The following is a 25,446-nucleotide window of genomic DNA, read 5'->3' as shown; positions in this document are numbered from 1 at the left end:
TGCATACTTACACAGTATGGTGGCTTTTTTACGTTGCGTTATGCTGTTTGCAGCAAGGATGTACGCCGCTGTTGATTCAGTAGTTAACGCGGCGCGACTGCTAAAAGTAGGTCAGGATGAGCAAGGGATAACGAGGCAGGGATGCCATTTTAGGGAGATAAGTATGTGGTTTGCAGCGTTAACCGGTTTTAAAGAGCAGGGCGCTGCCCAGATCAGACAATTACTGCAGCTAGAGGGTGATTATCTTCGCAGTAAGGTGAATGGTGTAAGCTATAAAGTGGGCTCGTTAATCACGCCAAGTTTAGCGGAGCTACACACCCGTGCAGCGGCTGTGTCAAAACAGCAACTACAGCCGTTATCACATCTGCAACTGCGCGAGGTGGTGGCAGATGCACAAGCCTTACATGCCGAACCGAAAAATGCAGGGGCGCTATTTCAAGTCGCATCACAATTTAACTTGTTGGAAATGGTGTCACCGACCATTACCCCAGATAGCGGTATTACTAATTATCAATTTGATAAAACCCAGGGCCCAGCCTGCGCGATGGCCTGTGGTGCTGGGCTGATTTATCGCAACTACTTTGTGCCGGTGCAAGGTGAACTAGGCCAAACGGCTGAGCGCCAGTTAGATATGTTGGAAGATTTTTCTGACGCTTTACTTAGCCATATTAAAACAAGCACGGGGCGCAATGTTCAGCCACTTTGGTTGATGAAAAATGGTTACGCATTACCAAATCAGCAACAACTATTATTGATTAATCAGGTGTTAACTACCTGCTCTAGCGCTGAATTGGCGCAGTTACGCGGCCGGATAAAAATTGGCTTGCAACTCGATACCCAAGTTACGCTCAAAGGCTGTTTTCATGCCGTGTCGCAAGCATATTGCTCGGCCATGCCAGTGGCATATAGCCAACACAGTACAGCGTTATGGCAACCGTTAGCCACCTTGGTATTGCAGGCTGCATACGAGGCAACGCTGGCTGCAGCAGTAGTAAACGCCGCAGCAACGGGTAATAAAACGCTGTATTTAACACTACTCGGTGGTGGCGCCTTTGGTAACCCGACAAAATGGATTATCCAGGCGATCAGCGCTGCACTAGAGCAATATAAACACAGTGGTTTAACCGTTAATATTGTCAGTTATGGCGCGAGTAAACCTGAGGTGCAAGCGCTGCTGAACGACTATCACGCAGTGCCAACTAACAAAATAGCAGATCCAGCCTAAAGCATGAGCGATAGCATCACCAATAAGACTTTAGCCTGTTAGCAACGCAAAATGGCCAATCTTTTTTTAAATAAACGGTATGTGCCAGCAACAGGCAGGTGATAAAAATGTTGTCTGCAGAGCGGTGCGTTTCGTCACGGCACGGCGATAAGACCGGGTCTTTAGGATCCTCGCTTGCCAAAACAGCGTGTTAGCAGTTAACGTATACGGCATCATTGCTTTGTAATGCATGAGTTACAAGGCGTAATCAGTATATCGAGACGGTAATGAATAACAATAAATGGCCACTTTTGCTGCTGTGCATTATCATTTCTGGCTGTTCTGGCATGAACAAATCGCAATGTATTACGGCAGATTGGCGCACCATCGGTTTTGAAGATGGCGTTAATGGTAAAGCAGAAAACGCCATTTTCACTTACCGGCAAGAGTGTGCAGAGCACGGTGTCACACCGCAACTGGAAGCGTATCGGCTGGGTCATCGTGAAGGTTCAGAGCGTTATTGCACTACGCGTAACGGTTTTATTGAAGGCAAGCGCGGAAGTAGTTATCAAAATAGCTGTATGCCCGACTTAGAAAAGGGCTTTTTGCTCGGTTATCGCGATGGTAAAACCGTGTTTGAATTGCAGCGAGCGTTAAATTCAGCGCGTTCGAGCCTTGATAAACAACGTCGTGTTATTGCGAATTTACAGCAGGAAATCGTCGATAAAACCGAATTATTGGTAGCCGATGGCTTAACGCGCGATGACCGAGTACAGTTATTAAATGAAATTGAGCTGCATAAATATGATATTAATGAAGCGCTTAATGCGTTGCCTAGGTTAGAAGAACAAGCCTATAGCGCAGAGCAAGCCTATATCCAAGCTGAGCAGCGTTTTAAAAACTATTTATAGCCTAGTACGTGAAAAGCTTGGGTTTTTCATTATCCCGCCATGCTTCTTTGCTAAACAAACCGTTTAGCGTTATTGCCTCAGATAACAGGCGTAAAGCGGTTGGGTTTTATTCACTAAAGCCTGCTGATTTAATTAACATAAAACGTATTTATTAGCACGTTGAACGGTTTTCACTTGTAGATATTTAACCGTTACGTTTCAATCGAGAGTATCGTGAATCAGCTAAAGGTCCATCTTATGTTGCTACGTTATTTTCTCTACTTCATCTTGTGCTGTTGTTTTAGCGCTTTTGCCGATACCCGAGGCATGCAACCAGAAGACTACTATCGTTTTGTGTTTGTGGCAGAGCCGCAATTAGCGCCTAACGGCAAGCAGGTAGCCTTTGTACACACCACCATTGCAGCCGATAAACGTGAGCGGTTAAGTAACCTGTGGTTAGTGGCGACCGATGGCAAAAGCCCGCCACGGCAACTGAGTTTTAGTAACGCCGATAGCAGCCCAGTGTGGTCTCCTGATGGCAGCATGTTGGCCTTTATCTCTGGTCGTGAAGTGGGGCAACAGCTGTATATCCTACCCATGGAGGGCGGCGAAGCCCGAGCGATAACCGCATTAAAACAAGCTGGCATTCGGGATGTTAAGTGGTCACCTGATGGCCAACAGCTGCTATTGACATTATCTGTGGATCCAACTGTTACGGATCCCAGAACAGAAAAAAGCAAAAGTAACCAAGCTCAAGCCGATGTGGTGGTGATTACGGATGCGCTGTATAAACGCAATGGCGGTGGCTATTTAAATGAACGCCGCTCTGGCTTATGGTTATTGGATCTGAACAGCGAAAAACTGACAAAACTCACCGGTGATGCGCGTTGGCATGATCATTCAGCGGCATTTTCTCCTGATGGCAAACAGATTGTATTTGCTTCAGATCGCAGTGCTGATGCGCTGGAAGGCAGCATGCAGCAAGGGTTATATCTTTATCAATTAAGCGATGGCTCTACCAAGCAACTGACTACCTTGCCTGGTAATGCCAGCGCGCCGCAGTGGTCACCCGATGGCCGTCGACTGCTCTATCAATATCAAGCCGATTATTTTACGCCAGAGCAGTTAGTGTTGCTGACTTTACGCGATGGCACTAACAAGCAGGTGGCAGTTGATTGGGATCGTAATGCTAATAGCATGCAGTGGCTTAATAATGATCGTATTTTACTCAGTGCGGATCACTTAGGCGCTCGGCCTCTTTTTGAACTCAACTTACGGCGTGATAAAACGCAAATTCGCTTAAGCGAACAAGGTAGTGCTTCAAATGTGAGCCTTTCCGCCAATGGCAAACAGCTAAGCTACCTGTGGCAAGATGCGCTAAACCTGCCAGAAATTTGGTTTCAAACAGAGAGCAATGCGCCGCGCCAATTAACCCAGTTTAATCAAGCGTTATTGGCTGAGTTAACACTACAGCCATTAGAGTCGTTTTGGTTTGAACATGAGCAGGGCAAAAGTCAGGGCTTTTTCATTAAACCGCTTGGTTGGCAAGCTGGGCAGTCGTATCCACTGGTGCTAAATATTAAAGGTGGCCCCGGCGGCATGTGGGGTGACGAATGGTTTCATGAATTTCAGATGATGGCCGCCAGGGGGTACGCCGTGGTCTTTACCAATTATCGTGGTAGTACCGGCTATGGTTTTGCTCATCAACATGCGGTGCATGCCGATTACGGCGGTGTAGATTATCGCGATAATATGGCGGTGCTGGATACGGTATTACAGCAACATGACTGGCTTGATGCAACACGCCTGTTTATCACTGGCGGCAGCCATGGCGGTTTTTTAACCAACTGGATCACTACGCAAACCAGCCGTTTTAAAGCGGCGGTCACCCAGCGTAGTGTCAGTAACTGGATCTCTGAAGCGGGTACTCAGCAATTTCCACCCAATTCAATGCGTCGTGAATTTGCGGGTAGCATTTGGGAAAACTATGATTTGTATTGGGATCGCTCGCCGTTAAAGCATGCCGATAAAGTCACGACACCCACCTTGATTATTCACAGCACTGCCGATCACATAACGCCAATTGGTCAAGGCGAAGAGTGGTTTTATGCGTTAAAAGCCAACCAGGTTCCGGTTGAAATGGTGGTGTTTAAAGATGAGAACCACAGTTTGTCTCGAAGCGGGACACCGGTAAATTTGGTTGAGCGCTTAAAGCGCATTTTAGACTGGTTTGAGCGTTATCATCAGCCAACCAAAGCCTAAAACAAAGCGATGATCTGATGCAGGTTGCGCTGTTCTAAACACCGTAACCTGCCGTTATTGCTCAAGGCATAATCACTGAAAAGCTCATTGTTATTAAGCATGACAGCAAACAGTGGTTTTCATGAGCTAATTCATCGAAATAGCCAGGTGCTACAAAAGCAATTTCACCGTTAACTATCGGTTAAATACTCAGTTTTATCGCTAAAAAGTACGCAAGCCATGACGGGGATGATAATTAAATATTCATAACCCCGTTAAGCCAGTACTGACGTTGGTAACAATGTTTAATGAAAATTTGAGGAGCCATATGAAAAAGTCTCTACTTTACTGCGCAGTCGCGCTCTTTAGTTTTAGTGCCGCGGCAGTCACACCACAGCCCTTTTTAAATACGCAGGTGCAATTCAATCAAAGCCAGCAGCAGGCTGACATCTTAGTGCTTTTGGTGCCTGAAAATACCACTGATCTGGCGATAACTAAGTGGAGCAGTGCCAGCCGCGCGCACATCAACCGCGCCATGCAAGTGGCCGAGTTTACCGGTAAAAGTGGCAGCAAACTGGAAGTCGTTGCACCCGTTGGGTTAGATGTTGGCCGAGTAGTGTTACTCGGTGTGGGTAACCCCGCAGAGTTAAGTCGGGCAAAAGCCGAAGAGTTGGGCGCGACGCTAGGCGTACATGTTAACAGCACCTCGGCTAAACGGGTGCAAGTCAATAGCCAGTTGATCAGCGATACCGCCCTGAATACCCACATCAGTACTGCTTTAGCCCATGGTATGGAGCTGCGTAATTACCGCTTTGATCGCTTCAAATCGAAACCGGATGCACGGCCTGTGCAACAATATACTTTGCAAGTCACTGATGTTAAAGCCAGCCAAGCACAATACCAGCAACTGCATGCGCTAGCACAAGGCGTATTTACCGCGCGGGAACTGACCAATTTACCGGGTAGTAGCGGTTATCCTGAAGCCTTTGCTAATTATGCCAAACAGGTATTAGAGCCACTGGGTGTGAAGGTGACTATCTTAGGGCCAGAGCAAATCAAGGCGTTAGGCATGGGTTCGCTGTATGGTGTCAGCCAAGGTAGCGATAAAAAATCACATTTATTAATTGCGCATTGGCAAGGCGCCGACGGGCAACCCGTTGCCTTAGTGGGTAAAGGCAATACCTTCGACTCTGGCGGTTATAACTTAAAAACCTCATCCTCTTCTATTATTCGTATGCATACCGATAAAGCCGGTGCGGCCGCTGTTGTTGGCGCAGTACAAGCGTTAGCAGGGCAAAAAGCGGCGGTGAATGTGGTTGCGGTAGCACCACTGTCTACTAACATTATTTCGCGTGATGCGCAGCTGCCGGGTGATGTGGTTACCGCCGGTGATGGCAGTACCATTGAGATTGGTAGCACCGATGCTGAGGGCCGTTTAATTTTAGCCGATGGCATCTGGTATGCGCGTGAGCATTTAAAGGCGCGGGCAATTGTTGATGTGGCTACCTTAACCGGGGCCAAAGTGGGCGCTTTAGGCACGGTTTATTCGGCCGTGTTTACCGAAAACGCGACCCTTGAACAAACGCTACGCGAGGCAGGCGAAAAAGTGCAAGAGCGTGTATGGCCATTACCTCTTGACGGTTATGACGGCATTATTAAAAGCCGTATTGCCGATAGGATCAATACCGGCTCACCCGGTGCGCAAGCGGGTGCCATCTTCCTACAACACTTTGCCGCTGATACGCCATGGGCACACGTGGATATGGCTGGTGATGCCTTTAATAGCAGCGCGAAAGGCATTCATCCAGAAGGCAGTAATGGCTATGGTGTTCGTTTATTAACAGAGTGGGTTAAGTTGTATCAGCAACAGAGCAACTAACATGCTTGCCAATAGCACAGTGTGAAGTATTGCAAGGGCTAGGGAAAACTCTGGCCTTTTTTAATTTTTAAATAGCGGCGCGACTTATCTTGTCGAGGTGATACTTTACATTGTGTTTAAACTATGACTGGCTAGGGGTAAAGGACAAGTGCAAAACAATCAACAAAAAATTGTGGTGATCAGCGGCGCGGGCATCAGCGCCGAAAGTGGCCTGGCAACCTTTCGTGATCCCGAAGGGTTGTGGCAGCAATACTCGCTGGAAGATCTGGCAACGCCGCAAGCCTTTGCACGCAACCCTGAATTGGTACACCACTTTTACAATGCCAGGCGCAGGCAAGCGGCGCAGGCAGAGCCAAATGCCGCGCATTTGGCTATTGCTAAATTGGAACAGGCTTATCAAGTGGTGGTGATCACACAAAATGTGGATGATTTGCACGAGCGGGCTGGTTCAAGCCAGGTACTTCACTTACATGGCAAATTATCAGAAGCCCGCAGTAGCCGCGATCCACAACTAATACAAGAGATTGGTAGCCAGGCAATTAACGTGGGCGATCTCGCCGCCGATGGCTCACCGCTTAGACCTAACATTGTTTGGTTTGGTGAAGAAGTTACCGCTATGGCAGCGGCTATGTCAGAAGTGGCCAGTGCCGATAAAATTTTGGTGGTAGGTACCTCATTGCAAGTGTACCCGGCAGCCTCATTGTTGTTTTATGCCAGAGAGGATGCTGAAAAAGTGCTGATTAACCTGGATATTGCTGATATTGAAACGGGCTATCAATTTATTCAAGGTAAGGCAGCAACTCAGGTGCCCGCGTTAGTGGCGGCATGGGGCTGTTGACACAGTTAATCATAAATTGTGGCAGTGTCGGTTCATTTCAGCCAGCGGTTTAGTGATAAGCAGCCGGCTTATAAAAGTCGTGCTAGCTCTGACTATGTTTTTCTTTTGAACACCAGCAAGACTGCATTTGCACAAAGGCAAAGCTCTCTATCTTGTGTTATGAGAATAATTTTCTTCAATCAGCGAGTTTTTGCGCCGTATCAAAATGCTATCTTTTAATTTTCAATGCTTTTACCAGACGAAAATCCGATGATTAAGGCACTGATACTATTTGTTTTTTTAGTAAGCCATTTTGCCAAAGCAACAACAGCCCGTGTTAAGACTGACGCAATTTGTTTGCGAGCCGTTACAGGAAAATCGAGCCTTTAACTATCTAGCCTTTCGTTTACATCAAGAAGGCATTTTGCATTAAGATTATTTTTTGTCACAGAAAACGGTGCATGGCTTTTTTGACTAAGGATTTTAACGCAAAGGTCAAAAATAAGTGATTTTAGGTACAGGCAGGGTATTTGATTTTGAGCTTAATGAAAATTTTGTCACAGATCCGTCACAACAGTGTGCGAAAGTTAAATGCTAGAAACCCCATTTAAGGGAAATTTATATTTATCAGTGAGTTATTAAGAAGTGTAAAGTGGTTGCGGGCTTCGGGTTATGAGAATAAAAATTTAAGGTTATTTCTGGTTTTATTAATCCACACTTATTATAATTATTTTATTAAATGTATTATAAATCAATGGATTAAAATTTAATGAAGGTGACATGCATTTTCTAGAGCGTTATGGAATGGCTAAGCATTATGTCACTTTTATTTTTATATTTGTCACTGCCTTTGTCACAAGTAATTTTATGACTTGTATCTGTTTTGACCATAATGCTTGAGGCTAGCCCAAACTTGCTCTGATATCAGCAATGTCGAAAACAGCTTTTGCTCTGCATCCTCAATTGGCAGGAAGCCATAACGCTGATAAAAATTTGTTGCGTCATCTTTTGCATCAGCGAGTACGGCCGAGAAGGCTACCCTTTCGACAGAGGCAACTTCAGTGCCAAAATGGTACTTAATGTTTTAGGTGTGATTTGGCTAATTTTCGAATGCGGTTCTCTATGGGTCAGCGTATGTTACATACGATCTTTCTCAGTAAAAAGTGTATACTTTCTTAAGTCTTACTAACATTGTGAAAACATTGCCATGCACCTGCTTACTGAAAAAGTGTGGAATATGAAACCCAACAAGCCTTTAGCTAAACAACTTGCTAAAAGGGATTTGCCTGCTTTGGTGTGTGATGCCGTCAACCTGGAAGGCGTAGCAATGACGCTGCCGGAAGTGCAGACCATCCTTGATGGCATTACGGTGGGAGGACATCGCATAAGTGATCAAAATATGGCAATTAACCAAGCTAAAGCTTGGGAATATCTGTTCAGTCTAGTTGAGCAAGATAGGTTTACATTTGATAAAGAAACTGCCATCCAAATTCATAATATTGCCGGAAAAGAAGAGGCGTTAGAGTGGGGGAAATTCCGCTCAGGCTATGTTTCTATTGCTGGCTCTGATTATGCCCCGCCTGCACCTGAGATGTTAGACGATAAATGGCGTGAAATTGAGCAGTTGGTTGAATGCGAAAGCGATATCTACGACAAGGCTATTACAGCTTTCCTACAAATGGCTCGAGTACAATTTTTCTGGGATGTGAATAAACGCACTGGCCGTTTTATGATGAACGGTATTTTGTTAGCGCATGGCTATCCTATCATTAATGTGCCAGCTAAGCGTCAGCAAGAATTTAACACCTTAATGCTTGATTTCTATGCTGATAATAATATGACCGCAATGAATAAGTTTTTAAGAAGTTGTATCGATGAAAGAATCATTCGGAATTTTAAGCTCGATTTGCCAATAGGTTAGTCTCTGACCTAAGTTTTACCCGTTAAAAAGGTTTTTACCATGAGCAATACCTGGGTTGTCGACCTTCGCCATTATCTGAACGAAAACGGTGCTATAGAGATCCCATCCGGCCCGGGTTTACGTTTGGCTCAGCATATTGTCGCTATCTTGCAGGAGACCACGGGGGATCCTTACGACGAAGGTTTATTTCCAAAAGTGCCTTGTCGCAGACGGCCAAACCGCAAGCCTTGTACTGGTGAGATTGCCAGCTTCATTAATCCTGATAATCAGCAAATTATCTGGGTTTGCCCAATATGTGAAGATAACGGCTTGATATCAGGTTGGCAGGGCACAATGTGGGATTTGACTCGGGAAGATGCTATCGAACATTGAGTATAACCACTATGTTATCTTGCGGGGCACAAAACGGGCGCTAATTTTAAAATCACCTGGTGCAAGCAACTTGCTTAGATTGGACAAGCGGGCGTCGGTATGGCCTTTTTCAATCTCGCGCAGTGTTTTATCAGATACTTTGGTATAAGCCGCATATTGAGTTTGCGTCATACCGTAAAGTTCTGTGCGTATTCGCCTTATAGCTTCACCGAGACTAATAGCTCCGCTGTTAATATCTGCTTCAATCTGTGAGAGTAATGTCAAACGCTCCTGACCGGAAGTTTCAGTCATACTGCACCCCTAAATTCGCCAGCTTTTCATGCATACGGGAAAATCCTAGCGTTGGAAAGTTTATAATTTCGATGGGGCATTGACGATGCAAGACCAACAGTCAGTGGCATCGTATGAAGTAACTTCAGTTATGTAAGATTTCAGATAAGTGAGTCGGACGAGATTGCTTAATTCATTACCTAGAAAACAGAGTTCCGTAGCATCCCACCACTTCCCGTTATTGAACAACTGTAATATGAGGGTTTTCATACGTATTCCGGAGTTTTGTTACCGATTCACAGTGACATTAGCGCATGAAACGGAGTTAATCCGCAAGCCCAAACTGGTGTTGGGTAGATGCATAAGCATATAATTCAGCAAGTTCTGAATGTCTGTTTTGATCAGCATACCAATCAAAAAGATTCATGACAGAAATTCGCTTTCAAGTTGATACAACTTGTTTTGCCAAGAAGAAAGTAATGGCTGCAATTTCAACTTGCGTATAACCAATATAATTTCATTGCCTGATAAGCCAAGCCGTTTTATGGCTGTCTTAAGTTGCACTAATGAAGTGTATTCGGCTGACATAACAAGTAGTGCGCGGTACAGGGAACCTTCAGGTTTGTTAACCCATAATAGTTTACTTTCAGCTACATGTTTTATGATAACTTGCTGATTACCAGCCTTGAATTCTCTGGAAGGACCAGAGCACCAAAACACTGTTTTGACCGGTGCCTGTGTCTGCAAACCTAATCGATAAGCCTCTTCAATACCTTGGCGCACCATGGTGTAGTTGTGCTTTCGAACCCATGAAAGTGCAATTTCTTCCGCATTAGCCATGATCTTGATAGCGGGAAAGCTCTTTAGAGGTTTCGGCCGTGTATAAATCCCTTTTGCTACTCGAACAACAGAACCTTCTTTGGCCAGCCTGCTAAATGCTTTTTGCACCGACGTAACAGAGCCAAGAGCATAAAAGCTCTCAATGGTGAATGGCATCCCCTTTTGTAAGCGAGATATTCTCTGAGTGACTAAGGCTGATACTGACATTAAGCAATTCTGACTGAATAGGATTCATGTTATTTCATTGTAGCTCAATGTTTACAAGGTATACATAGATATTTTTGTCAGGATTAAGTGGCTTTGCTTAGAGGAAGGCTAAAGATTTCTGTCAAAAATTCTAGATAAAACTGTCACTTTTTGTTTGATTTATACTATTGATTTACTATGTTTATTTAGTAAGTTTTCTGGGTGGTAGCTATGCACGATAAAGCGGCAATAAAAACAGTAATTGACTACTGTCGAGAGAATAATCTTGACGAAACGTTCTATTTGAATTTTATTGCGGCCTTGCGTTTACCACCTAGCTATCTCCACCTGCGTCTTGCAGTTGAAGCTTTGCAAGGTGAATACCAGCGCGCTTCACGTTTTAATTGGTTTTCGAATGAACCGCTCTTTACTCAAGAAAAACTGATTGTTTCAAACATTGCCAGTGCGCTTAAAAATACGAGGAGACACTCAGATAATTTGATTGGCTTGTATGATACGTTTCCACTCGCAGTTTTTCTTATGTTACCCCATCATGAAAGTGTTGGCATTGTTTCTGAAATCTATGCTGTTCTTAAAATTTTTGCACTGAGGTATTCACTAGAGCAGCTAAGTTCACAAGAGGGATCTCAATCAAGATTAGGTAACTTAGGTAACTTAGGTAACATGGTTACTGAAATACGCCGACACTTTAAGAAAACCAGCTCAAGAAATTACGTTATCAATAAAGAGTTTTATTCAGATTTTAAAAGTTTTATCACTCTTTTATCTGATAAGAATGGTCAGATCTGGAGCATTCCGACTCCATTTATCGATTGGATGTCAACGCTAGCGATTGCACCGACTCGCTCAAAGACAAACAACATAAAGCGGAATTTAACTTTAGTAAATGGAGTTACTAGTTCAGTAAAACCAAATGAAAAACACGTTGACGTTGAAAAAATAAATAACATACCTGGCAAATCGACTCGATATTTACATACCAAACCTCAGCAAGTTGTCGAAGAGGATGAGTCACTCGATGAGATTTTTGAATTTTCGGCAGATCCTGAACATCCAATTAGTCTTGAGACGGTTGAACAAAGCCTGCTGTATGGCAATCGACTGCGTACTCAGGAACGACTGCTGCTATCGCTTCGGACAAACGTTTTAACAGAGCATGAATTAGCGATTTTTATTAGTGGCTGTATCAATTCTTTGCAAGCTGAAAAAGAGAAAGAAGCCTTTTGTGCTGCAACCTTACTGCTGAGTTTTTTGACTGCACGCAATTTGGATCATATTAATCAGTTTACTCTGGGGCAGAATTTAGCCTTTGACACTGAAGGCATCGATATTACGAAAGGGATATGGCGGCGTAAAAGCATCGTTATGCCAAATGCAGTAAAACTCGGTCACAATCATCCGATTTTATTTGAGCATAGCGATTATGCTGCTTTGCCGCTACCGACGGTGTTAGTTCGCTTCTTACAAAAATCATTTACTGCTATTACTGAATGGAGTCAGCTTCTTCGCAAAGTTGATGTCGAAGAGGAGCAGCTGCTGGCTTACCTCAAAAAAATTATGGCAAGCATTCCGCGGCGAAACACATTAGCTCAAATCCGCCTGAGTTTATTTCAACAGTTGGCACTGAAAACAGACCCAGGATATGCCGCATTGGTTCTGGCTACAACAGAGCCATTAACGCCAACACCACTTTATTACAAAAGCGTTTCACTTCATAATTTGCAACAGTCTTACTCGGATTATCTGAGGGAAATTGGTTTATACCCTCAAACGGCCGAGCACCGACCTGATGCCGAGCAAATTTACACCGGTAGTTATATTGCAGTAGATGATACTCAGTTGGCGGATTTTTTTAGTCGTTCTTTTGAAAATCTAACTGAACTTTTTGTTCAAAGTAGCCAAACAGAGCAGGGAGTGATTGCGTTTTTAAATGCCCTCACTTGCTACACAACGGTAACTTTACTGGCATGTACGGGTCATCGAAACCGGACGGAATTTCAATTCGAGCCGGCGTTGTTCAACCTTGAACTCGATATGATGATTTTATCGGACAAGACGCAGTACGACGATGCCTCAATTCGTTTTGTGCCGATTGCTGATATCGCTAAAGCAGCTTTGGTTAATTATGCAAAAACCTGTCGGGCGTTAGCTGCGAAATTGGACGACCACCACTTAAAGGTGGCGCTTCTCAAAAAAGGTCTGTGGCAGCAGGGTGATATTGACATACCTTTCCTCAGTATCATCAAAGGCAGTAATGTCAGAGCCGTTTCAAGTGAGGATGTGAGCCTCTATTTAGTAAATGCAGGGCTTAATCTGCCGCTGAATTTTTTCAGGCATCGGTTATGCTCAAGATTAAGTGAAGTGCTGAGCGTCGACGCAGTAAATTGGATCTTGGGACATGTTGGTGAGGGTGAGCATCCGTTCAGTCTAACATCGACACTAACACTAACGGACATCAGTGAGTGCCGACAATATATTAACGATGCAGTGGCACTGCTTAATATTCAAATTTGGGAGGCGCCTTCGCAGCGTGGGTTAGCTGCATTACCACTGTTCAAGCCTTCATCTGAGGGATATGTGCCCGAGTACTTAACGGTTAAACGCATGTCGTTTCGAGAACGCGTAAAATGGGTGAAAGATCTTTTTCGTGAGTTTAGTAAGAGGCTTGAGCCTGACGAATCCATTTTAGAGCATCTTGACGAATTTATGGATGCCGCCTTAAACAGAGCGTTAGAGCTGGGAAATCATGATGACTCTGTTGCATGTGTAAAAATTATAAATAGAAAAATCGAACGTTTAGCGGTCAATCATGAAGAACCTCAAGCCCAACATTGGCGGATGCCGCTTTCTGAATCATTAGTCGCCTTGGATACGCGATTTTTTTACGAGGGTAGGCGAGTCAGAGCGCTGCGTGAGAGACTCTCCGAGCGGATTGTTCATCCTGATTTTGTCATAGATCCGAAAGAGGCGGTTTATGAGGTTGTTCTGAGTGTGTTGATCCAGAGCGCTATCCATTTTACGACAACGGATTTTATAAAATCGTTGCAATCTGAGCGTTTTACCCTGAATGGGCTGCATTTTTTTGATTATCGAAAAAATGAAAATCTTCATCGGATTTACATTGATCCTTTATCAGTAGGCCTGATAAAACGCCATCCGTATTTTTCAGAACAACTCTTTTCAGAGAAACGTTTTCTAAAATTCGCGCGGGCAGTCATTCAAAACCTGGGTTTAGCGCTACCCGGCGAGTTTTTTTCATCGTTGTCCGAATTTAGCCGGTATATTGCGTTTTACGATAATCAGTCGACCGAGCCAGCGCTGATGCGCTCGTTTAGGCTGAACAAAATACAGACAAATCCATTATCACAGTCTGCATTGGCGCGTCTTCTTACGCCCGGGGTTTTGCCGGAAAAACGACAATTATCGGAACCTAAACAATCTGCAAACTATTTAAAACGGCACTCAGCCCAGTCGGTTCAATTACTCAATGAGCGTAAGTTTTTTGATAATTTCATAAAAATTGTTGGTTATAAACGTGCTTCGCGGGAACCCGGTGTGACCATAAAAACGGTTATCCCCCACATCTGGGCTGAATTCGTCAACAGTCGCAGTATCGAAATTAGTGATTTGCTGGCCAAATCAGGGCATTTGTCCGATGCCGCTATTGCTGTGTTGCTGTTCATGGTGGACGTGGGAAAACGCCCAGGTCGGCGACGTAAAAATATCAGCTTTAATACAATAAAAACATATTTTTCAAAGATTTGCGTACCACTTCTTGATGTTGCGCAGGAGCAAAAAATTCTTGCATATGATGAGGATGAGTTATCTGATCTGTATAGTGGCGTGCTTGATTGTCGTGAGCTGGCAACCCGTCCCCGACATGCGGAAATGTTGAGTGATTTACATCGTTGTGTTGAAAAACATTTCTATCTGCCTGAAATTAATTGGTTTGAAATTGAGCCGAATATTCTAAAAAAAGACGAAAAACGTTACGGGAATATTTTGACGACATCAGACTATGAACAGATTTTGGTGTTGTTGCGCAATGATCCCTATTCAGATGAACGGACGCGATTATATCAAGCGGTGATATTTATCCTTGCTTATCGCTGCGGCCTTAGGCGTTCTGAAATAAAAAACCGCCTGCATCGCGATTTAGAGTCCGCGGATGGTTTGTTGTATGTATTTACAAACAAACATTACCGCCTAAAAACCATCAATGCTAACCGCCGAATTCCGGCCACATTGCTTTTAAATCAGACTGAACGAGACATTATTTCTCAGCTTCTGGCTTTTTCAAAACGCCTCGATTCCAGCCCTAAAGGGCGGGTGTTTAATGTCTCAGACAGTGAGTTTGCTCACTTATGTTCGCGCGTTACGGAGGCCATTGTTACTGCTACGGAAAATGATAATGCCAGATTACACGATTGTCGGCACTCATTTGCCACTTATATGTGTTGGGTAGGAATTATTCCGGAAAAGAGCCAGTTGAGTTTGGCTGTAACCAGTTGGTGCCGTCAGCCTCCCGAGGTATTTCTAAAAAATTGGATGCTCGTCACTACAGGTAAATCTTCTGCTCAGGGACATAAATTTATGGCCACACTCGCGTTGGCGATGGGCCATGGCTCCCCCCTGACCACCCTGAGTCATTATGTGCATGAGTTACCCCTTCTAAATCTAGAATATCAGTGCTATTACGCTGAAAATAATCGGTTCGTCACGCATAAAAATCTTGGTGGTTGGTTAGATACCTCCGATCAGAATACCCGTCAAATATCAGTGCGTTCAGAGATATCAACGCCAATCAGTTTGATGCAGCGGATAATGAAGACAGCTTGGCGGTTACCAGAGTCGATCCTCCTAACACCACGAACTTTAAAAGCACTGCCTGAAAAGGACCTGAGAAAAAGCCATCTGGAATGTTGGTTAGAAAAATTAGCAGATTTTCGCGCTCTTGCATTAGCAGACGAGGATGATTTAGATCCATCTCAACCTTTGATGAATCGCCTCTATGAATTATTTGAAAATCGGCAACATGCAGCACCATTATTATTGATGTCTCCCGAGGGGAAAATTAAACCCAATTCTCATATTCGTAGTCGTGTCAGGCGAGTTTTAACAGGCCGTAAAATTATAACGGTTTTAACATATTTGGCAGAGTGCGATATCAGTCCTGAGCAATGTCGTGTGGCGTTAGACACGCTGATAGAGGCTTATATGGGTAATAGGAATTTTTTCATGACTAATAAAAAATTAGCAGCTCTAGGCTCGTTTGAGCAGCTGGGTTTGATCATTATACCCCTTGCAACAGGGGTTCGAAAAACCGGTAAATCCATAAAGAATGGTGCTTTTTATCGTTGTCAACTGAAAAGTGTCGATATTTCTGACGAAATGTATGTTAGTTGCGTCATCTTAAGTGCTTGAATATTAGAAGATAATTTTTCATTTGGAAATTATATTCTTAGACAGGTGTTTTTAGGGTGGCCTGTCAAAATTTCGCGGTTGTTTTGCGTTGTATGCTGATTTTGGTTTAAACCAAAAAAGGAAGATACAATGATTTTATTAAACACGTTCCCTATAAAACAGCATCTGCGCCCCGGCCTCTTTCAGCAACGTGAGCTGATGCACGATATAAATTCAATAACTGCACACCAAAAAATTTACGCCGATTTGCTCAAAAGCAGAGGGGTAAATAATGTTTCAATAATTACATTATTAGATGATGTGGCCAATGTAAAAATATATGCTGATGTTTTGGATGGTGGTGAATTAAATATGTCGGTTGAGGAAGAAATTATAGAACAGTTAAAATCAGCTGTCATTGAATTTAACAACGAATATAACAGTGTTCTAGATGAAAAAATTTCCGGTAGTGACGTTAGTTTTAGTCCGAATTTCAAAAAAATCTTTAACAGCTTGAGTAATTTGGATGACGTTGAAAGTTTGAAAATTGCTGATGAGAGCATTCCATTAGAGAAATTTGATGGAACGCTTTTTCGTAGCGAACGAGCGCTCTGTGAAGCGCCGCTCCAGGGCTATGGAACTCTCGAGATCTTTGATTACAATGATCTTTGCATCATTATTACTCCTCAGTCAGATAGTAAACAAAAATTCCAAAAAATAAAAGCTTATTGCACTCTAGAACATAATATTTATATTACGAAAGCTCGCTATTCAGATAGCTTGTTATATGGTGAGTATGTTGTTGAAGAGGTGGATGGTAAGTTCCATTTAAAATCATTTGATTTGATACAAATGAATCTGGGTTTTGATTAGTTTGGAGTGATAAGTGCTAGGGTAAAGACGTTGTTTTCCTAGCACTTAATGTTGAGCATTAATATTTTTTGAAAGCGGTAGTTTAAAAATATCCTGCTAAAAGTAGTGGTGCGCTAGGTATAATTTTAGTTTAGCGCATTTCAATTCAAAAAGGTAACAATGTTTGAAGTGGTTAATTGATAATGATGCGGTCAAAGGCATTCCAATATCCATTGGTTGTAAAATAATGAACTTTGCCATTATAAACAAACATTGAGTTGGTTTTGTTGCCCATATAGTGGTTGGTGTTATCTAACAATTGGCGATGTACATAACGACCAAAAGGAGTATTAGCATGGTTATCCCATCCATTAACCGATACCGACAACCCTTGGCTTCTCGCTGGAAGAATAATCAACTCACCTTGTTCATCAAATTTAAGTTTATCGCGCATTTCTATCATGGCACCATGATGGCCTATCGTGCGCCATGCCACCGGAAAACCAGCTGCTAAAGAATCTAATTGTTTAGTGTTAGATGCAGCTACAAACTCATCCAAACGAATGGTTATTGAAAAAGATTCTGGTTCATAGTCAAAACGTTGTTGTCGGTTAGTCGAAACTTTGAATAAATAAACAGGGTTAAAACCATTGCAATCGTGAACACAGCTAACGCCATACTCTATATTACTCGCCAAATGTTGAACTTTCCCTTTAATGTTAGCTATAGCTACCGTTCTGGCCTGCTCAGCAGAAGTGATTTCTGTACCATCAATATTTGCAGGTAGTAAATAACCAGAAGTGGCTGCCTTGCTTCCATCTCCAGCTAGTAACCCAACAACCAGGCTAGTGGCACCAAGTGCATTACCTAAACCTGAATTAACACTACCAGCTAATAAATCTCCGGTCATGCTTGCTGCAGTAGAATAGTCCAAAACATCCCAATCTTTAGGTATGGGTTCAGCCGCTAATACATCAACTAGATATTTTCTCGTAGCAGGTTCTAATAAAGCATGTGCTAGCCAGGCAACTTTTGCATTTTCAACACGCTCAGTAACCTTAACAGTATCTTTTTTAGCTAGAACCGACTTAAGCGCAGGGTCACTGGTCATTGAGGCACAGCCCCCTAAAACAGCAATAACACTGATTCCAGTTAAAATACGGCTTAAATCTGATATTTTAAGATTGATATTCATAATCAGCTCCATCTAATTAAATTTTAAAAAGAATTTATCTATATCTTTCGTATTCCTTGGAAAGCAGGACTTGCTTATACGTAAGATTTTACAGGTAAAATGCTTCATTTGTTGCTAAAACTTTACAAAATGAAGAGTTAAGTCCCCATATCATGTGAATGTTATGAGGCAAGCGTAAGATAAACGATTTTTCAGCGCTTTTGAAAATTATTTTTCAGTGGTGTTAATGTAATTAAGACGGTTATTGAACGAAGTTTAGTGCAGCGGGGTTAATGCATTAATACCGAGGAAACCTGAAAACATTTCCGGTTTTGCGGTAATGCCAACTTTCGAATTGGCAGTATGGTACGGAGAGAAATTTCGCTATTAACTTATAGCAGCCAAATCATGCCATTTCACCAAACTTCATTTCTTGGAGAACTGTTAACAGTTCTCTGCGTTTTTCCTCAGTGAAAAGTAGGTCTCGGGGGCATTGACCATCTAGCCTCGGGATTGGCGTATCAAGCCATTCATCTAACCGAGCTTTATCATTATTGAAGAACATGTTTAGCTCATGCTCGAGTTGCAATTCTGAACAATTATGATTTATTTGCATGCACTTACCTAAAGATATGGGGCGCGCTTAAATGTCAAGAATCTAGAATAGATATGCGCAGAATCGTTAAAGTTAAATATCCAAAGCGCTTTGATGACCATGTATTATTTGGTTTCCGGGTAGCCTTTTTATCCCGCTCACAGGCTGGGGGAGCGTCGCTCCGGCATTGCTACTCCAGTGTCCTGGCCCCGGTCAGTAGCAATAGAGTTATTATAGCGTAGTAATAAAAATTGTTGTACTCGTTGCTCTGGCGAACAATTCAATCATTTTACTACGGCACTGAAGAGAGAACATTATTCTTTTTTTTCATTAAGTTGCTGCTGTTTTATTTGCTCAGTTTTTTCCTTTTTCTCAAGCTCAAATGCCCGAAAAAGCCGCACCATCATATAGACAAAAGATGCAGCGATGGTCAGCAGCATCGCAATCTCATAACCGTTAAGCATATTATTCTCCTTAAGTAGGGTCTAGGTAGCTAAGCCGCCACAACTTATGCGGCGGCTGATTTGAGATTAATTGTAGATGTCGTCCGCTTGAGCAAGTAGCGCTTTGCGAAGATCATTCGACAGTGTTCTTGCATCATCCTGGCGCATACAGCTTGGACAGCAGAGTTTATCAGTGACCCATGACTTTACTGCGGCTTCATTATTGCGATCGCCGTCCTTGCCGATAAGTAATACTAAACCGACATCGTAACGATTAATTTTTAAAAGGTAGATCAGAGAGTGCGTCATTTTATTGATTTTCTCTGCTAGTTCTTTTTCCGCTTTATGAGCCCGGTAGGCTGGGGTATTTTCAATTTTTAACATGTTGGTATCCTCGATTACAGGGCTGCACCTAAGGTGGACGTTAATAACTGTTCAAACGCTGAGCCATCATTGCGTGTCAGGTTTGGCACAAAACGTGAGTAGGTTTTGAACAGCATTTCGGTGGTCGAATGACCCATTTGCCGGGCAATCCATTCTGGCGACTCACCAGCGGCTAACCACAGAGTGGCTGCCGTATGGCGGGTTTGGTAGGGGCGACGCTTTTCAAGCCCCAGGCGTAACAACATCGGATACCAGACTCGCTTGGTGACATTGTTATGTTCAAGCGGTTTGCCTTCACGATTACAAAACACGTATTCAGAAAAATTACTGGTAGCTCGGTATTGACGACGCAGTGCCTCCATTACCGGACCAATCATTTTGATATCCCGCTGAGAAAAGTCGTTTTTGGTGTAATCATCTTCACCGGCGACGATGGTTTCCCTTACCAGGATGAGACCACGATTAAAGTCTACATAACGCCATTTCAGGCCATCAACTTCACCCGTGCGCATCCCGGTAAAAAAGCGGACGATATAATAGTTGCGATAGTCAGAGCGGCACTTCTCCAGGATAAGATTCACTTCATCCAACGAGAATGGCTGCACGTCACTCTTGGGTACCTTTAGCGGTTTAATGCGCGTAAAAGGCGTGTTAAAGTTATACCGGTCGGCGGCTTCATCAAAAATCCGCCTTAACGGATCCATGATTTTGTTAATACGATTATTCGATAACGCTTCTTTATTGCTCCGGCCAGGGACTTTTGCGAGGTTTGACCGGAATTTCAATAAATCAGCACGGGTGATGTCGCCGACACCTTGAGCGCCAAATGCAGGCAGGTAGTACTTATCAACTGAACCGCGAATACTGATGCGGTAGGACTGGCGCCACTGGATCACGCTTTCCTGATACCACTCTTCCACAAATTCAGCAAAAAGCGGAGTGCGGGTCGCAGTAATTGCAGCTTGTGCGACCAATGCCTCAGTATCCAGCTCAGCCAAGGTGCTCAGGTAACTGCTATTGGGAAAATGCTTTGCATAATTAAAGGTACCGGTTTGAATTTCTGCTTCAATTTGCTGCAGGTGCTTTTCCAGTTTTTTACGGTTACCCTTATTATCGAGTAAGGTAGTTTGCTCGCGGCAACGGCGCCCTTGATACATAAAGTCGTAGTAGAGGCGGGCAGTCTCACGGCGGACAGAAATTTTACCCATTGACCACCTCCTGCTGCTCACACATCATGCCGATGCTGTCGTGTGTTGAACTCAACCAGTCAGCTTCAATGGTTTCCCAGATAAACAGCAATTTGCGCCGCCCGAATGGGCGAATGTAATGCCGTCCTTCAATCAGGAAGGTGTCTAACAACATGTTACGGATAGAGCACACATCGTAGTGAATGCGCTCGGCTAACTGCTCGGTAGTTAAATAAGTACGTGTTGCACTCATTGTTATTTCCTCTTGTTGGGTATCGCACCGTTGCGATACAGATTTCACGTTACCGCGCTTTTAAATTCCCGCCACAAACCTCGCAGCTGAGGCAAAACAACTAAAAGACATCGCTAACCGTTTTGTCTGTGCCGATTTCTCGCCACATAAGAGCAGGCTAACCGAGATACAAATTGACGCCACAAATCGGAAAATGAGGAAAAATCCCAGAAGGAAATAACAGCCGTTACGGCCAGATCGTTTTGTAGCGCAGTTGCGATCCTGCGATAGGCTGGTGCTGAATCAATCAGAGGAGAGTGACTATGTTGCGTTATAAAGTTCGTGAGTTGTTAGCTGAGAAGAGTTTTGTTGAAAATCGTCGGATCACATTTAAGGAGCTGTGTGATGTCAGCGGCGTCAGCCGGCAAACATTAACTCGGATGGTTAATCAGCGAGGCTATATTACCGGGACAGATACCCTAGATAAGCTTTGTGCGTATTTTAACTGTGGGGTAGGTGAGGTGTTGGAGTTTGTGCCAAACGATAGGATTGATAACACCACCCTCCCTGCGAAATAACGTCTGGCATATGGAGAGTGCCACTGAACTGGTCAACAAGAGACAATAAGTGGCATTATCATCTTGCGGTGACTTTACGCAGTTGCACATCGTATTAATTAAACAGCCCTGAGCATAACCATTTTTTACGAAAACCATGCTAGATTTTAATTGTTTTCAACAGGAGAAATAAAAATGCAGGTTTACGGTATTGTGGCTTTGATTGTCGGTTTTTTCGCAATTGGTCTTACCCTATACTTAGCGTTACGCGTTGCCAAGAAAAGAGACCTTGGCGAGTGACAAATAGCCATACTAATAAGAAAAGCTGCGCAGCACATACGCTTCGAGTAAGACACCTCAACTTTTATCATTATCAGATCCCTGATTACATGCAAAGCGGTAGACCACGTATAGGTTTACGCCAGCCATGATAAGAAAAAAAACGCCGATACTGATTAATATTCCAACCAAAGTGAGTTCCTAAACCTGATTTGGTTTTATTTTTTTGGGTATACGGATTTAATGGTTGATGGGGCACCTTCACCCCATCAATCTGATACCACCCTCAGATGGTTGATAGATCGACTCCGTAGTTGAGTTCCTCTGCGAAGTCCGGCAGTCCGTAACCGATGGTTTTCTTGTAGAAAGGAGAGACCTTCGCAGTCGGTGCCTTCTTCTTGTGCTTCGTGGTGTAGAGCATTCGTGCCCGCATCACCTCGAAGGAGTAACCGCGCCCTTCACGGTTCTTGTCCTTGGCCAGTCGGTTGATGGAATCCGTGTAAGCGTTGGTGACGGGCATGTCCGTCTCGAAGTAGGTCATGGTCTCTTCGCGCCAGTTTCCCACTGCCCTGACCAGATCGCTCCAGACTTCCTTTTGGCCCTTCGGGATGGTGGCTATCCACTTGTCCAGGGCGGCTTCTGCCTGGAGCCGTGTGGTGGCGTCCCAGATGCCGTAGAAGCGCTCCTTGTGCTCGTAGGCGGCCAGCAGTTGCGGGAACGCGCCTGTCCAAGTCTCCATGATGAGGCGCTCCCGGTCTGAGACTTCGTGAGCGCGTTTCAGCAGGATTTTCCGGTCTCCCTTGAGAGTCCGGCTCTGGGACGGTTTCAGCTCCTTTCTGAGGCCCTTGCGCACTCTCTCTAGGGCATCGTTGGCCATGCGTACCACATGGAACTTATCGACCACGATACGGGCCTGGGACAGCACAGCCTTGACCGCTGCCCGGTAGGGGTTCCACATGTCCATGCTGACGATCTCGACCTTCTGGCGGTCTTTCAGCTTCATCAGGTAGTTGGTCACCACGTCCTGACGGCGGGTAGCCAGCAGGTCGAGCAGGGTTCGCTCCTCGATGTTGGTCAGGATGCAGCGGTAGCGCTTGTTCAGGTATAGCTCGTCAATGCCCAGGATGCGGGGCGTCTCGAAGCGGTGCCAGCGCCCCAAGAACTCGGCGCGGGCGTCCGTTGAAGATGTCGCGTACCGTCTTCTCGTCCAGACCTGTCTGTGCCGCCACGAAGGTGTAGGGGTGGTTGAAGGATTCCTTCTCCACGTATTCATGCAGCCGCAGCGTCATACGGAAGCCGTCCACCATCTCCGGTAGCTGGGGCCTGAAGGTTGTCTTGCAGGCCCGGCAGGTGTACCGGCGGCGGACCACCCAGAGGGTGACCCGCTTGCCGTGGATGGGCAGATCACGATAGGGAACATCACGCTTGCCGAACCGCACGAACTCACCCTGCACTCCGCATTCTTCGCAGGCAATGGGATCGGGCGCGTCCACTTGGAAGTGCATGTCGTCGTCGGTGGTTTTGTAGCCCAGTACTTGGTATTGCGGCAGGTGAAGGATGTTGTCGGGAAGTTCGGTCATGGTGTTGTATAGGCGAAGGTTTCAGTCAGATCCATCCGACTCGGCATTGGTGTTTGTTTTTTTACCCAAAAAGCTGCCGGAAACTAAAAGTAAGGCACCGAGGACAATTGCAATATCAGCCAGGTTGAAGGCCGGCCAATGCCAGTCTCGCCAATAGAAATCAAAGGAATCCACAACATAGCCGCGAAAGACCCGGTCAATCAGGTTGCCCATGGCGCCACCGAGGATAAGACTGTAAGCGATGGCTTCTCCTTTATGACGATTTTCAAGGATCAGCTTGATCAGAAAAATCGAGACCACTACCGCGATTCCGATAAAAAAGTAGCGCTGCCAGCCTCCACCATTCGCAAAAAGACTGAATGCGGCACCGGTATTCCATACGTGTACCCAGTTAAAGAATGAGGTCACTGAAATAGACTCGCCATAGGCCATTGATTGTTGCACCAGCCATTTTACGGCCTGATCAGACGCTGCCAGCAGGCCGGAGATGGACAACAGAGCGTACGGTGACAGATGTTTGCCAAAAATGGACATTGCTTAATCCTTGAGCGCCAGAATGCGTCTAGCACCGTTAAGCACAATTACCCCCGCGATGGTGCCGATAATCAGATCCGGATAATTGGACCCGGTCCACGCGACCAGAGCGCCGGCGGTGATGACCCCCAGGTTGATCACCACGTCGTTGGCCGAGAATATCCAGCTTGCCTTCATGTGCGCCCCGCCCTCCCGATGTTTGGATATGAGCAGCAGACAACTGGTATTGGCAATCAATGCGACGAATGCGATAGCCATCATCACCAGGGATTCAGGCTCACTACCGAATACAAAGCGTCTCACCACCTCTATGAGTACGCCCACAGCCAAGATCAGTTGCAGTACACCAGCAAGATGCGCGGCACGTACCTGCATTTTCACGCTATGTCCAACCGCATAAAGGGCAAGCCCATACACCGCCGCATCGGCAAAATTGTCCAGGGATTCTCCAATCAGGCCGGTGGACCGGGCGATCAGACCGGCAGTCATTTCCACCACGAACAGAAGTGCATTGATGCCGAGCAACCAGCGCAGGGTCCCGGATTCTTGCTTAGCAGAAGCTGCCGAAAACTCGGCGGCCTTGATGGTCTCCGGATTTGCAGCAACGCTTTCCTGAAGCGCGGCGCCTAGCCCCAAGGTCTTCAGTTTCGAGGTGACGGGCTCGACCTCGCCGTCATGCACGACCTTCAGCCGGCGGTTCGACAAGTCGAAGGACAGCGCCCGAATCTCCTCAAAGCCGTTCAGGGCTAGGCGAATCATTCGTTCTTCTGATGGACAGTCCATCTTCGGCACGGCATAAACACTGACCCATCTCCCCGACGCATCGGAGGAGGCCTGCATATCGGTATCCGCCGCAGGCCTTGCATGGTCGCCACAGGGGCCTCCGCAGTTTTTACTCATGATATGACTCCACTTGAATGTGATCGGGTTTTCATTTAAAACTATATAGTCGCTATAAGGTCAATAGCGTAGAGAATCCGTTGCGGAGGAACCCGATGCGTATTGGTCAGTTGGCACAGTCAGTAGGGGTAGATACACAGACGATCCGCTTCTACGAACGGCAGGGCTTGTTGCCGCCGCCTGGTCGGCAGGAGAACGGTTACCGTGTCTATACCGAGAAACACGTTGAGCGGCTGGCCTTTATTCGTCGCTGCCGCATCCTGGATCTGTCACTGGCAGAAATTCACGAACTAAAGCGCTATCAGGACGACCCTCATCAGTCCTGTACCGCTGTCAACGCCTTGCTCGATGATCACATCTCTCATGTGCGGTCTCAGATAACCGCTCTGCAAGCGCTTGAGAAACAACTCGTTTCACTGAGAGCGAGTTGCAACGATGACCGGGAAGTTGAGGCGTGTGGGGTTCTTGCTGGAATTAGCGAAGGAAACATGCACCAGCAGTAGGTGAAGCATCAACCAGATAATCCGATGAGATGCCGGTCTGTCTCACTCTCATGCAAAGGTAAGATCAACCATTTAATCCGCTTACCCCAAATTCCCATTTGGGCAAGAACAGCCTTGCCCGACAGTATTGCAAGCTTTGTGGCGTGAATTTTTATCTGTGTTGAGATGGCCTGGTTCATTTA

General features: G+C 45.0%; 21 protein-coding genes and 1 pseudogene. 11 read left to right on the top strand and 11 right to left on the bottom strand.

Translation table 11 applies throughout. The features are described from left to right. The first annotated feature begins 163 nt into the window (after positions 1-163). The 7 genes from ACUJFK_RS10690 (at position 164) to ACUJFK_RS10660 (ending at position 9,324) form a co-directional block, all read left to right on the top strand. Positions 164-1,225, top strand: coding sequence for a hypothetical protein (locus ACUJFK_RS10690; protein ID WP_445424828.1), 1,062 nt, complete (start codon positions 164-166; stop codon positions 1,223-1,225). A 266-nt stretch (positions 1,226-1,491) separates the two neighbouring features. Next, positions 1,492-2,115, top strand: coding sequence for a DUF2799 domain-containing protein (locus ACUJFK_RS10685; RefSeq protein ID WP_445424827.1), 624 nt, complete (start codon positions 1,492-1,494; stop codon positions 2,113-2,115). 237 nt (positions 2,116-2,352) lie between these two features. Continuing rightward, entirely contained in the window at positions 2,353-4,356 is a 2,004-nt protein-coding gene (locus ACUJFK_RS10680) for a prolyl oligopeptidase family serine peptidase (RefSeq protein ID WP_445424826.1), read from the top strand. A gap of 307 nt (positions 4,357-4,663) precedes the next feature. After that, complete coding sequence (locus ACUJFK_RS10675; RefSeq protein WP_226752080.1) at positions 4,664-6,214, top strand: leucyl aminopeptidase family protein; 1,551 nt, start codon at positions 4,664-4,666, stop codon at positions 6,212-6,214. Positions 6,215-6,362: 148 nt separating this feature from the next. Then, positions 6,363-7,052, top strand: a complete 690-nt coding sequence (locus tag ACUJFK_RS10670) for an SIR2 family NAD-dependent protein deacylase (RefSeq protein WP_445424825.1) — start codon at positions 6,363-6,365, stop codon at positions 7,050-7,052. 1,216 nt (positions 7,053-8,268) lie between these two features. Further along, complete coding sequence (locus ACUJFK_RS10665) at positions 8,269-8,952, top strand: Fic family protein (RefSeq protein ID WP_445424824.1); 684 nt, start codon at positions 8,269-8,271, stop codon at positions 8,950-8,952. A 39-nt stretch (positions 8,953-8,991) separates the two neighbouring features. Further along, on the top strand, positions 8,992-9,324 hold the full coding sequence (locus tag ACUJFK_RS10660; protein WP_445424823.1) for a hypothetical protein: 333 nt from the start codon (positions 8,992-8,994) through the stop codon (positions 9,322-9,324). Positions 9,325-9,333: 9 nt separating this feature from the next. Here the strand turns inward: ACUJFK_RS10660 and ACUJFK_RS10655 are convergent, their stop codons facing one another. Both ACUJFK_RS10655 and ACUJFK_RS10650 read right to left on the bottom strand, forming a co-directional pair. Then, positions 9,334-9,615 (bottom strand): helix-turn-helix transcriptional regulator, encoded by a 282-nt coding sequence (locus ACUJFK_RS10655; protein ID WP_445424822.1) that lies wholly within the window; start codon positions 9,613-9,615, stop codon positions 9,334-9,336. A 402-nt stretch (positions 9,616-10,017) separates the two neighbouring features. Then, complete coding sequence (locus ACUJFK_RS10650) at positions 10,018-10,641, bottom strand: DUF6088 family protein (RefSeq protein ID WP_445424821.1); 624 nt, start codon at positions 10,639-10,641, stop codon at positions 10,018-10,020. A 210-nt stretch (positions 10,642-10,851) separates the two neighbouring features. Between ACUJFK_RS10650 and ACUJFK_RS10645 the strand changes: the two genes are divergently transcribed. Beyond that, the gene (locus ACUJFK_RS10645) at positions 10,852-16,065 is read left to right on the top strand and encodes a hypothetical protein (RefSeq protein WP_445424820.1); all 5,214 of its coding nucleotides are present in this window, start codon (positions 10,852-10,854) and stop codon (positions 16,063-16,065) included. 129 nt (positions 16,066-16,194) lie between these two features. After that, positions 16,195-16,917: a hypothetical protein gene (locus tag ACUJFK_RS10640; protein WP_445424819.1), complete on the top strand. Its 723-nt coding sequence runs from the start codon at positions 16,195-16,197 to the stop codon at positions 16,915-16,917. A gap of 172 nt (positions 16,918-17,089) precedes the next feature. Here ACUJFK_RS10640 and ACUJFK_RS10635 read toward each other — a convergent pair whose 3' ends face one another. From ACUJFK_RS10635 to ACUJFK_RS10610, 6 genes are all read right to left on the bottom strand, one after another. Next, complete coding sequence (locus tag ACUJFK_RS10635; RefSeq protein ID WP_445424818.1) at positions 17,090-18,091, bottom strand: hypothetical protein; 1,002 nt, start codon at positions 18,089-18,091, stop codon at positions 17,090-17,092. Positions 18,092-18,476: 385 nt separating this feature from the next. Next, entirely contained in the window at positions 18,477-18,635 is a 159-nt protein-coding gene (locus ACUJFK_RS10630) for an antitoxin Xre/MbcA/ParS toxin-binding domain-containing protein (protein WP_445424817.1), read from the bottom strand. A 344-nt stretch (positions 18,636-18,979) separates the two neighbouring features. Next, a complete protein-coding gene (locus ACUJFK_RS10625) occupies positions 18,980-19,129 on the bottom strand; it encodes a hypothetical protein (protein WP_445424816.1) in 150 nt (49 codons plus the stop codon). 66 nt (positions 19,130-19,195) lie between these two features. After that, complete coding sequence (locus ACUJFK_RS10620) at positions 19,196-19,492, bottom strand: hypothetical protein (protein ID WP_189433619.1); 297 nt, start codon at positions 19,490-19,492, stop codon at positions 19,196-19,198. 14 nt (positions 19,493-19,506) lie between these two features. Continuing rightward, positions 19,507-20,700 (bottom strand): Arm DNA-binding domain-containing protein, encoded by a 1,194-nt coding sequence (locus ACUJFK_RS10615; protein ID WP_445424815.1) that lies wholly within the window; start codon positions 20,698-20,700, stop codon positions 19,507-19,509. Continuing rightward, positions 20,693-20,932, bottom strand: coding sequence for a hypothetical protein (locus ACUJFK_RS10610; RefSeq protein ID WP_418077073.1), 240 nt, complete (start codon positions 20,930-20,932; stop codon positions 20,693-20,695). The genes ACUJFK_RS10615 and ACUJFK_RS10610 overlap by 8 nt, the downstream gene beginning before the upstream one ends. Positions 20,933-21,234: 302 nt before the next feature. Here ACUJFK_RS10610 and ACUJFK_RS10605 point away from each other — a divergent pair, with 302 nt between their 5' ends. Then, positions 21,235-21,489: a helix-turn-helix domain-containing protein gene (locus ACUJFK_RS10605; protein ID WP_445424814.1), complete on the top strand. Its 255-nt coding sequence runs from the start codon at positions 21,235-21,237 to the stop codon at positions 21,487-21,489. Between the two features lie 544 nt (positions 21,490-22,033). Here ACUJFK_RS10605 and ACUJFK_RS10600 read toward each other — a convergent pair. The 3 genes and pseudogenes from ACUJFK_RS10600 to ACUJFK_RS10590 all read right to left on the bottom strand — a co-directional run bounded on the left by ACUJFK_RS10600 (position 22,034) and on the right by ACUJFK_RS10590 (position 24,761). Continuing rightward, a pseudogene (locus tag ACUJFK_RS10600) lies at positions 22,034-23,327 on the bottom strand (ISL3 family transposase). Between the two features lie 21 nt (positions 23,328-23,348). Continuing rightward, complete coding sequence (gene lspA / locus ACUJFK_RS10595; RefSeq protein WP_445424813.1) at positions 23,349-23,861, bottom strand: signal peptidase II; 513 nt, start codon at positions 23,859-23,861, stop codon at positions 23,349-23,351. Positions 23,862-23,864: 3 nt separating this feature from the next. Continuing rightward, positions 23,865-24,761, bottom strand: coding sequence for a cation transporter (locus tag ACUJFK_RS10590; RefSeq protein WP_445424812.1), 897 nt, complete (start codon positions 24,759-24,761; stop codon positions 23,865-23,867). A 95-nt stretch (positions 24,762-24,856) separates the two neighbouring features. Between ACUJFK_RS10590 and cadR the strand changes: the two genes are divergently transcribed. Continuing rightward, positions 24,857-25,264 (top strand): Cd(II)/Pb(II)-responsive transcriptional regulator, encoded by a 408-nt coding sequence (gene cadR / locus ACUJFK_RS10585; RefSeq protein WP_024126910.1) that lies wholly within the window; start codon positions 24,857-24,859, stop codon positions 25,262-25,264. The last annotated feature ends 182 nt before the right edge of the window (positions 25,265-25,446 follow it).

It is taken from the genome of Alishewanella sp. HL-SH06, assembly GCF_052656265.1.
Note: the sequence above shows the minus strand (reverse complement) of the source record. Positions and strands in the feature narration are given on the sequence as shown.

Coding starts and splice junctions, on each gene's coding strand:
- ACUJFK_RS10690 (WP_445424828.1), top strand. CDS start 164: ATGTGGTTTGCAGCGTTAACCGGTTTTAAAGAGCAGGGCGCTGCCCAG.
- ACUJFK_RS10685 (WP_445424827.1), top strand. CDS start 1,492: ATGAATAACAATAAATGGCCACTTTTGCTGCTGTGCATTATCATTTCT.
- ACUJFK_RS10680 (WP_445424826.1), top strand. CDS start 2,353: ATGTTGCTACGTTATTTTCTCTACTTCATCTTGTGCTGTTGTTTTAGC.
- ACUJFK_RS10675 (WP_226752080.1), top strand. CDS start 4,664: ATGAAAAAGTCTCTACTTTACTGCGCAGTCGCGCTCTTTAGTTTTAGT.
- ACUJFK_RS10665 (WP_445424824.1), top strand. CDS start 8,269: ATGAAACCCAACAAGCCTTTAGCTAAACAACTTGCTAAAAGGGATTTG.
- ACUJFK_RS10660 (WP_445424823.1), top strand. CDS start 8,992: ATGAGCAATACCTGGGTTGTCGACCTTCGCCATTATCTGAACGAAAAC.
- ACUJFK_RS10655 (WP_445424822.1), bottom strand. CDS start 9,615: ATGACTGAAACTTCCGGTCAGGAGCGTTTGACATTACTCTCACAGATT.
- ACUJFK_RS10650 (WP_445424821.1), bottom strand. CDS start 10,641: ATGTCAGTATCAGCCTTAGTCACTCAGAGAATATCTCGCTTACAAAAG.
- ACUJFK_RS10645 (WP_445424820.1), top strand. CDS start 10,852: ATGCACGATAAAGCGGCAATAAAAACAGTAATTGACTACTGTCGAGAG.
- ACUJFK_RS10640 (WP_445424819.1), top strand. CDS start 16,195: ATGATTTTATTAAACACGTTCCCTATAAAACAGCATCTGCGCCCCGGC.
- ACUJFK_RS10635 (WP_445424818.1), bottom strand. CDS start 18,091: ATGAATATCAATCTTAAAATATCAGATTTAAGCCGTATTTTAACTGGA.
- ACUJFK_RS10630 (WP_445424817.1), bottom strand. CDS start 18,635: ATGTTCTTCAATAATGATAAAGCTCGGTTAGATGAATGGCTTGATACG.
- ACUJFK_RS10625 (WP_445424816.1), bottom strand. CDS start 19,129: ATGCTTAACGGTTATGAGATTGCGATGCTGCTGACCATCGCTGCATCT.
- ACUJFK_RS10620 (WP_189433619.1), bottom strand. CDS start 19,492: ATGTTAAAAATTGAAAATACCCCAGCCTACCGGGCTCATAAAGCGGAA.
- ACUJFK_RS10615 (WP_445424815.1), bottom strand. CDS start 20,700: ATGGGTAAAATTTCTGTCCGCCGTGAGACTGCCCGCCTCTACTACGAC.
- ACUJFK_RS10610 (WP_418077073.1), bottom strand. CDS start 20,932: ATGAGTGCAACACGTACTTATTTAACTACCGAGCAGTTAGCCGAGCGC.
- ACUJFK_RS10605 (WP_445424814.1), top strand. CDS start 21,235: ATGTTGCGTTATAAAGTTCGTGAGTTGTTAGCTGAGAAGAGTTTTGTT.
- lspA (WP_445424813.1), bottom strand. CDS start 23,861: ATGTCCATTTTTGGCAAACATCTGTCACCGTACGCTCTGTTGTCCATC.
- ACUJFK_RS10590 (WP_445424812.1), bottom strand. CDS start 24,761: ATGAGTAAAAACTGCGGAGGCCCCTGTGGCGACCATGCAAGGCCTGCG.
- cadR (WP_024126910.1), top strand. CDS start 24,857: ATGCGTATTGGTCAGTTGGCACAGTCAGTAGGGGTAGATACACAGACG.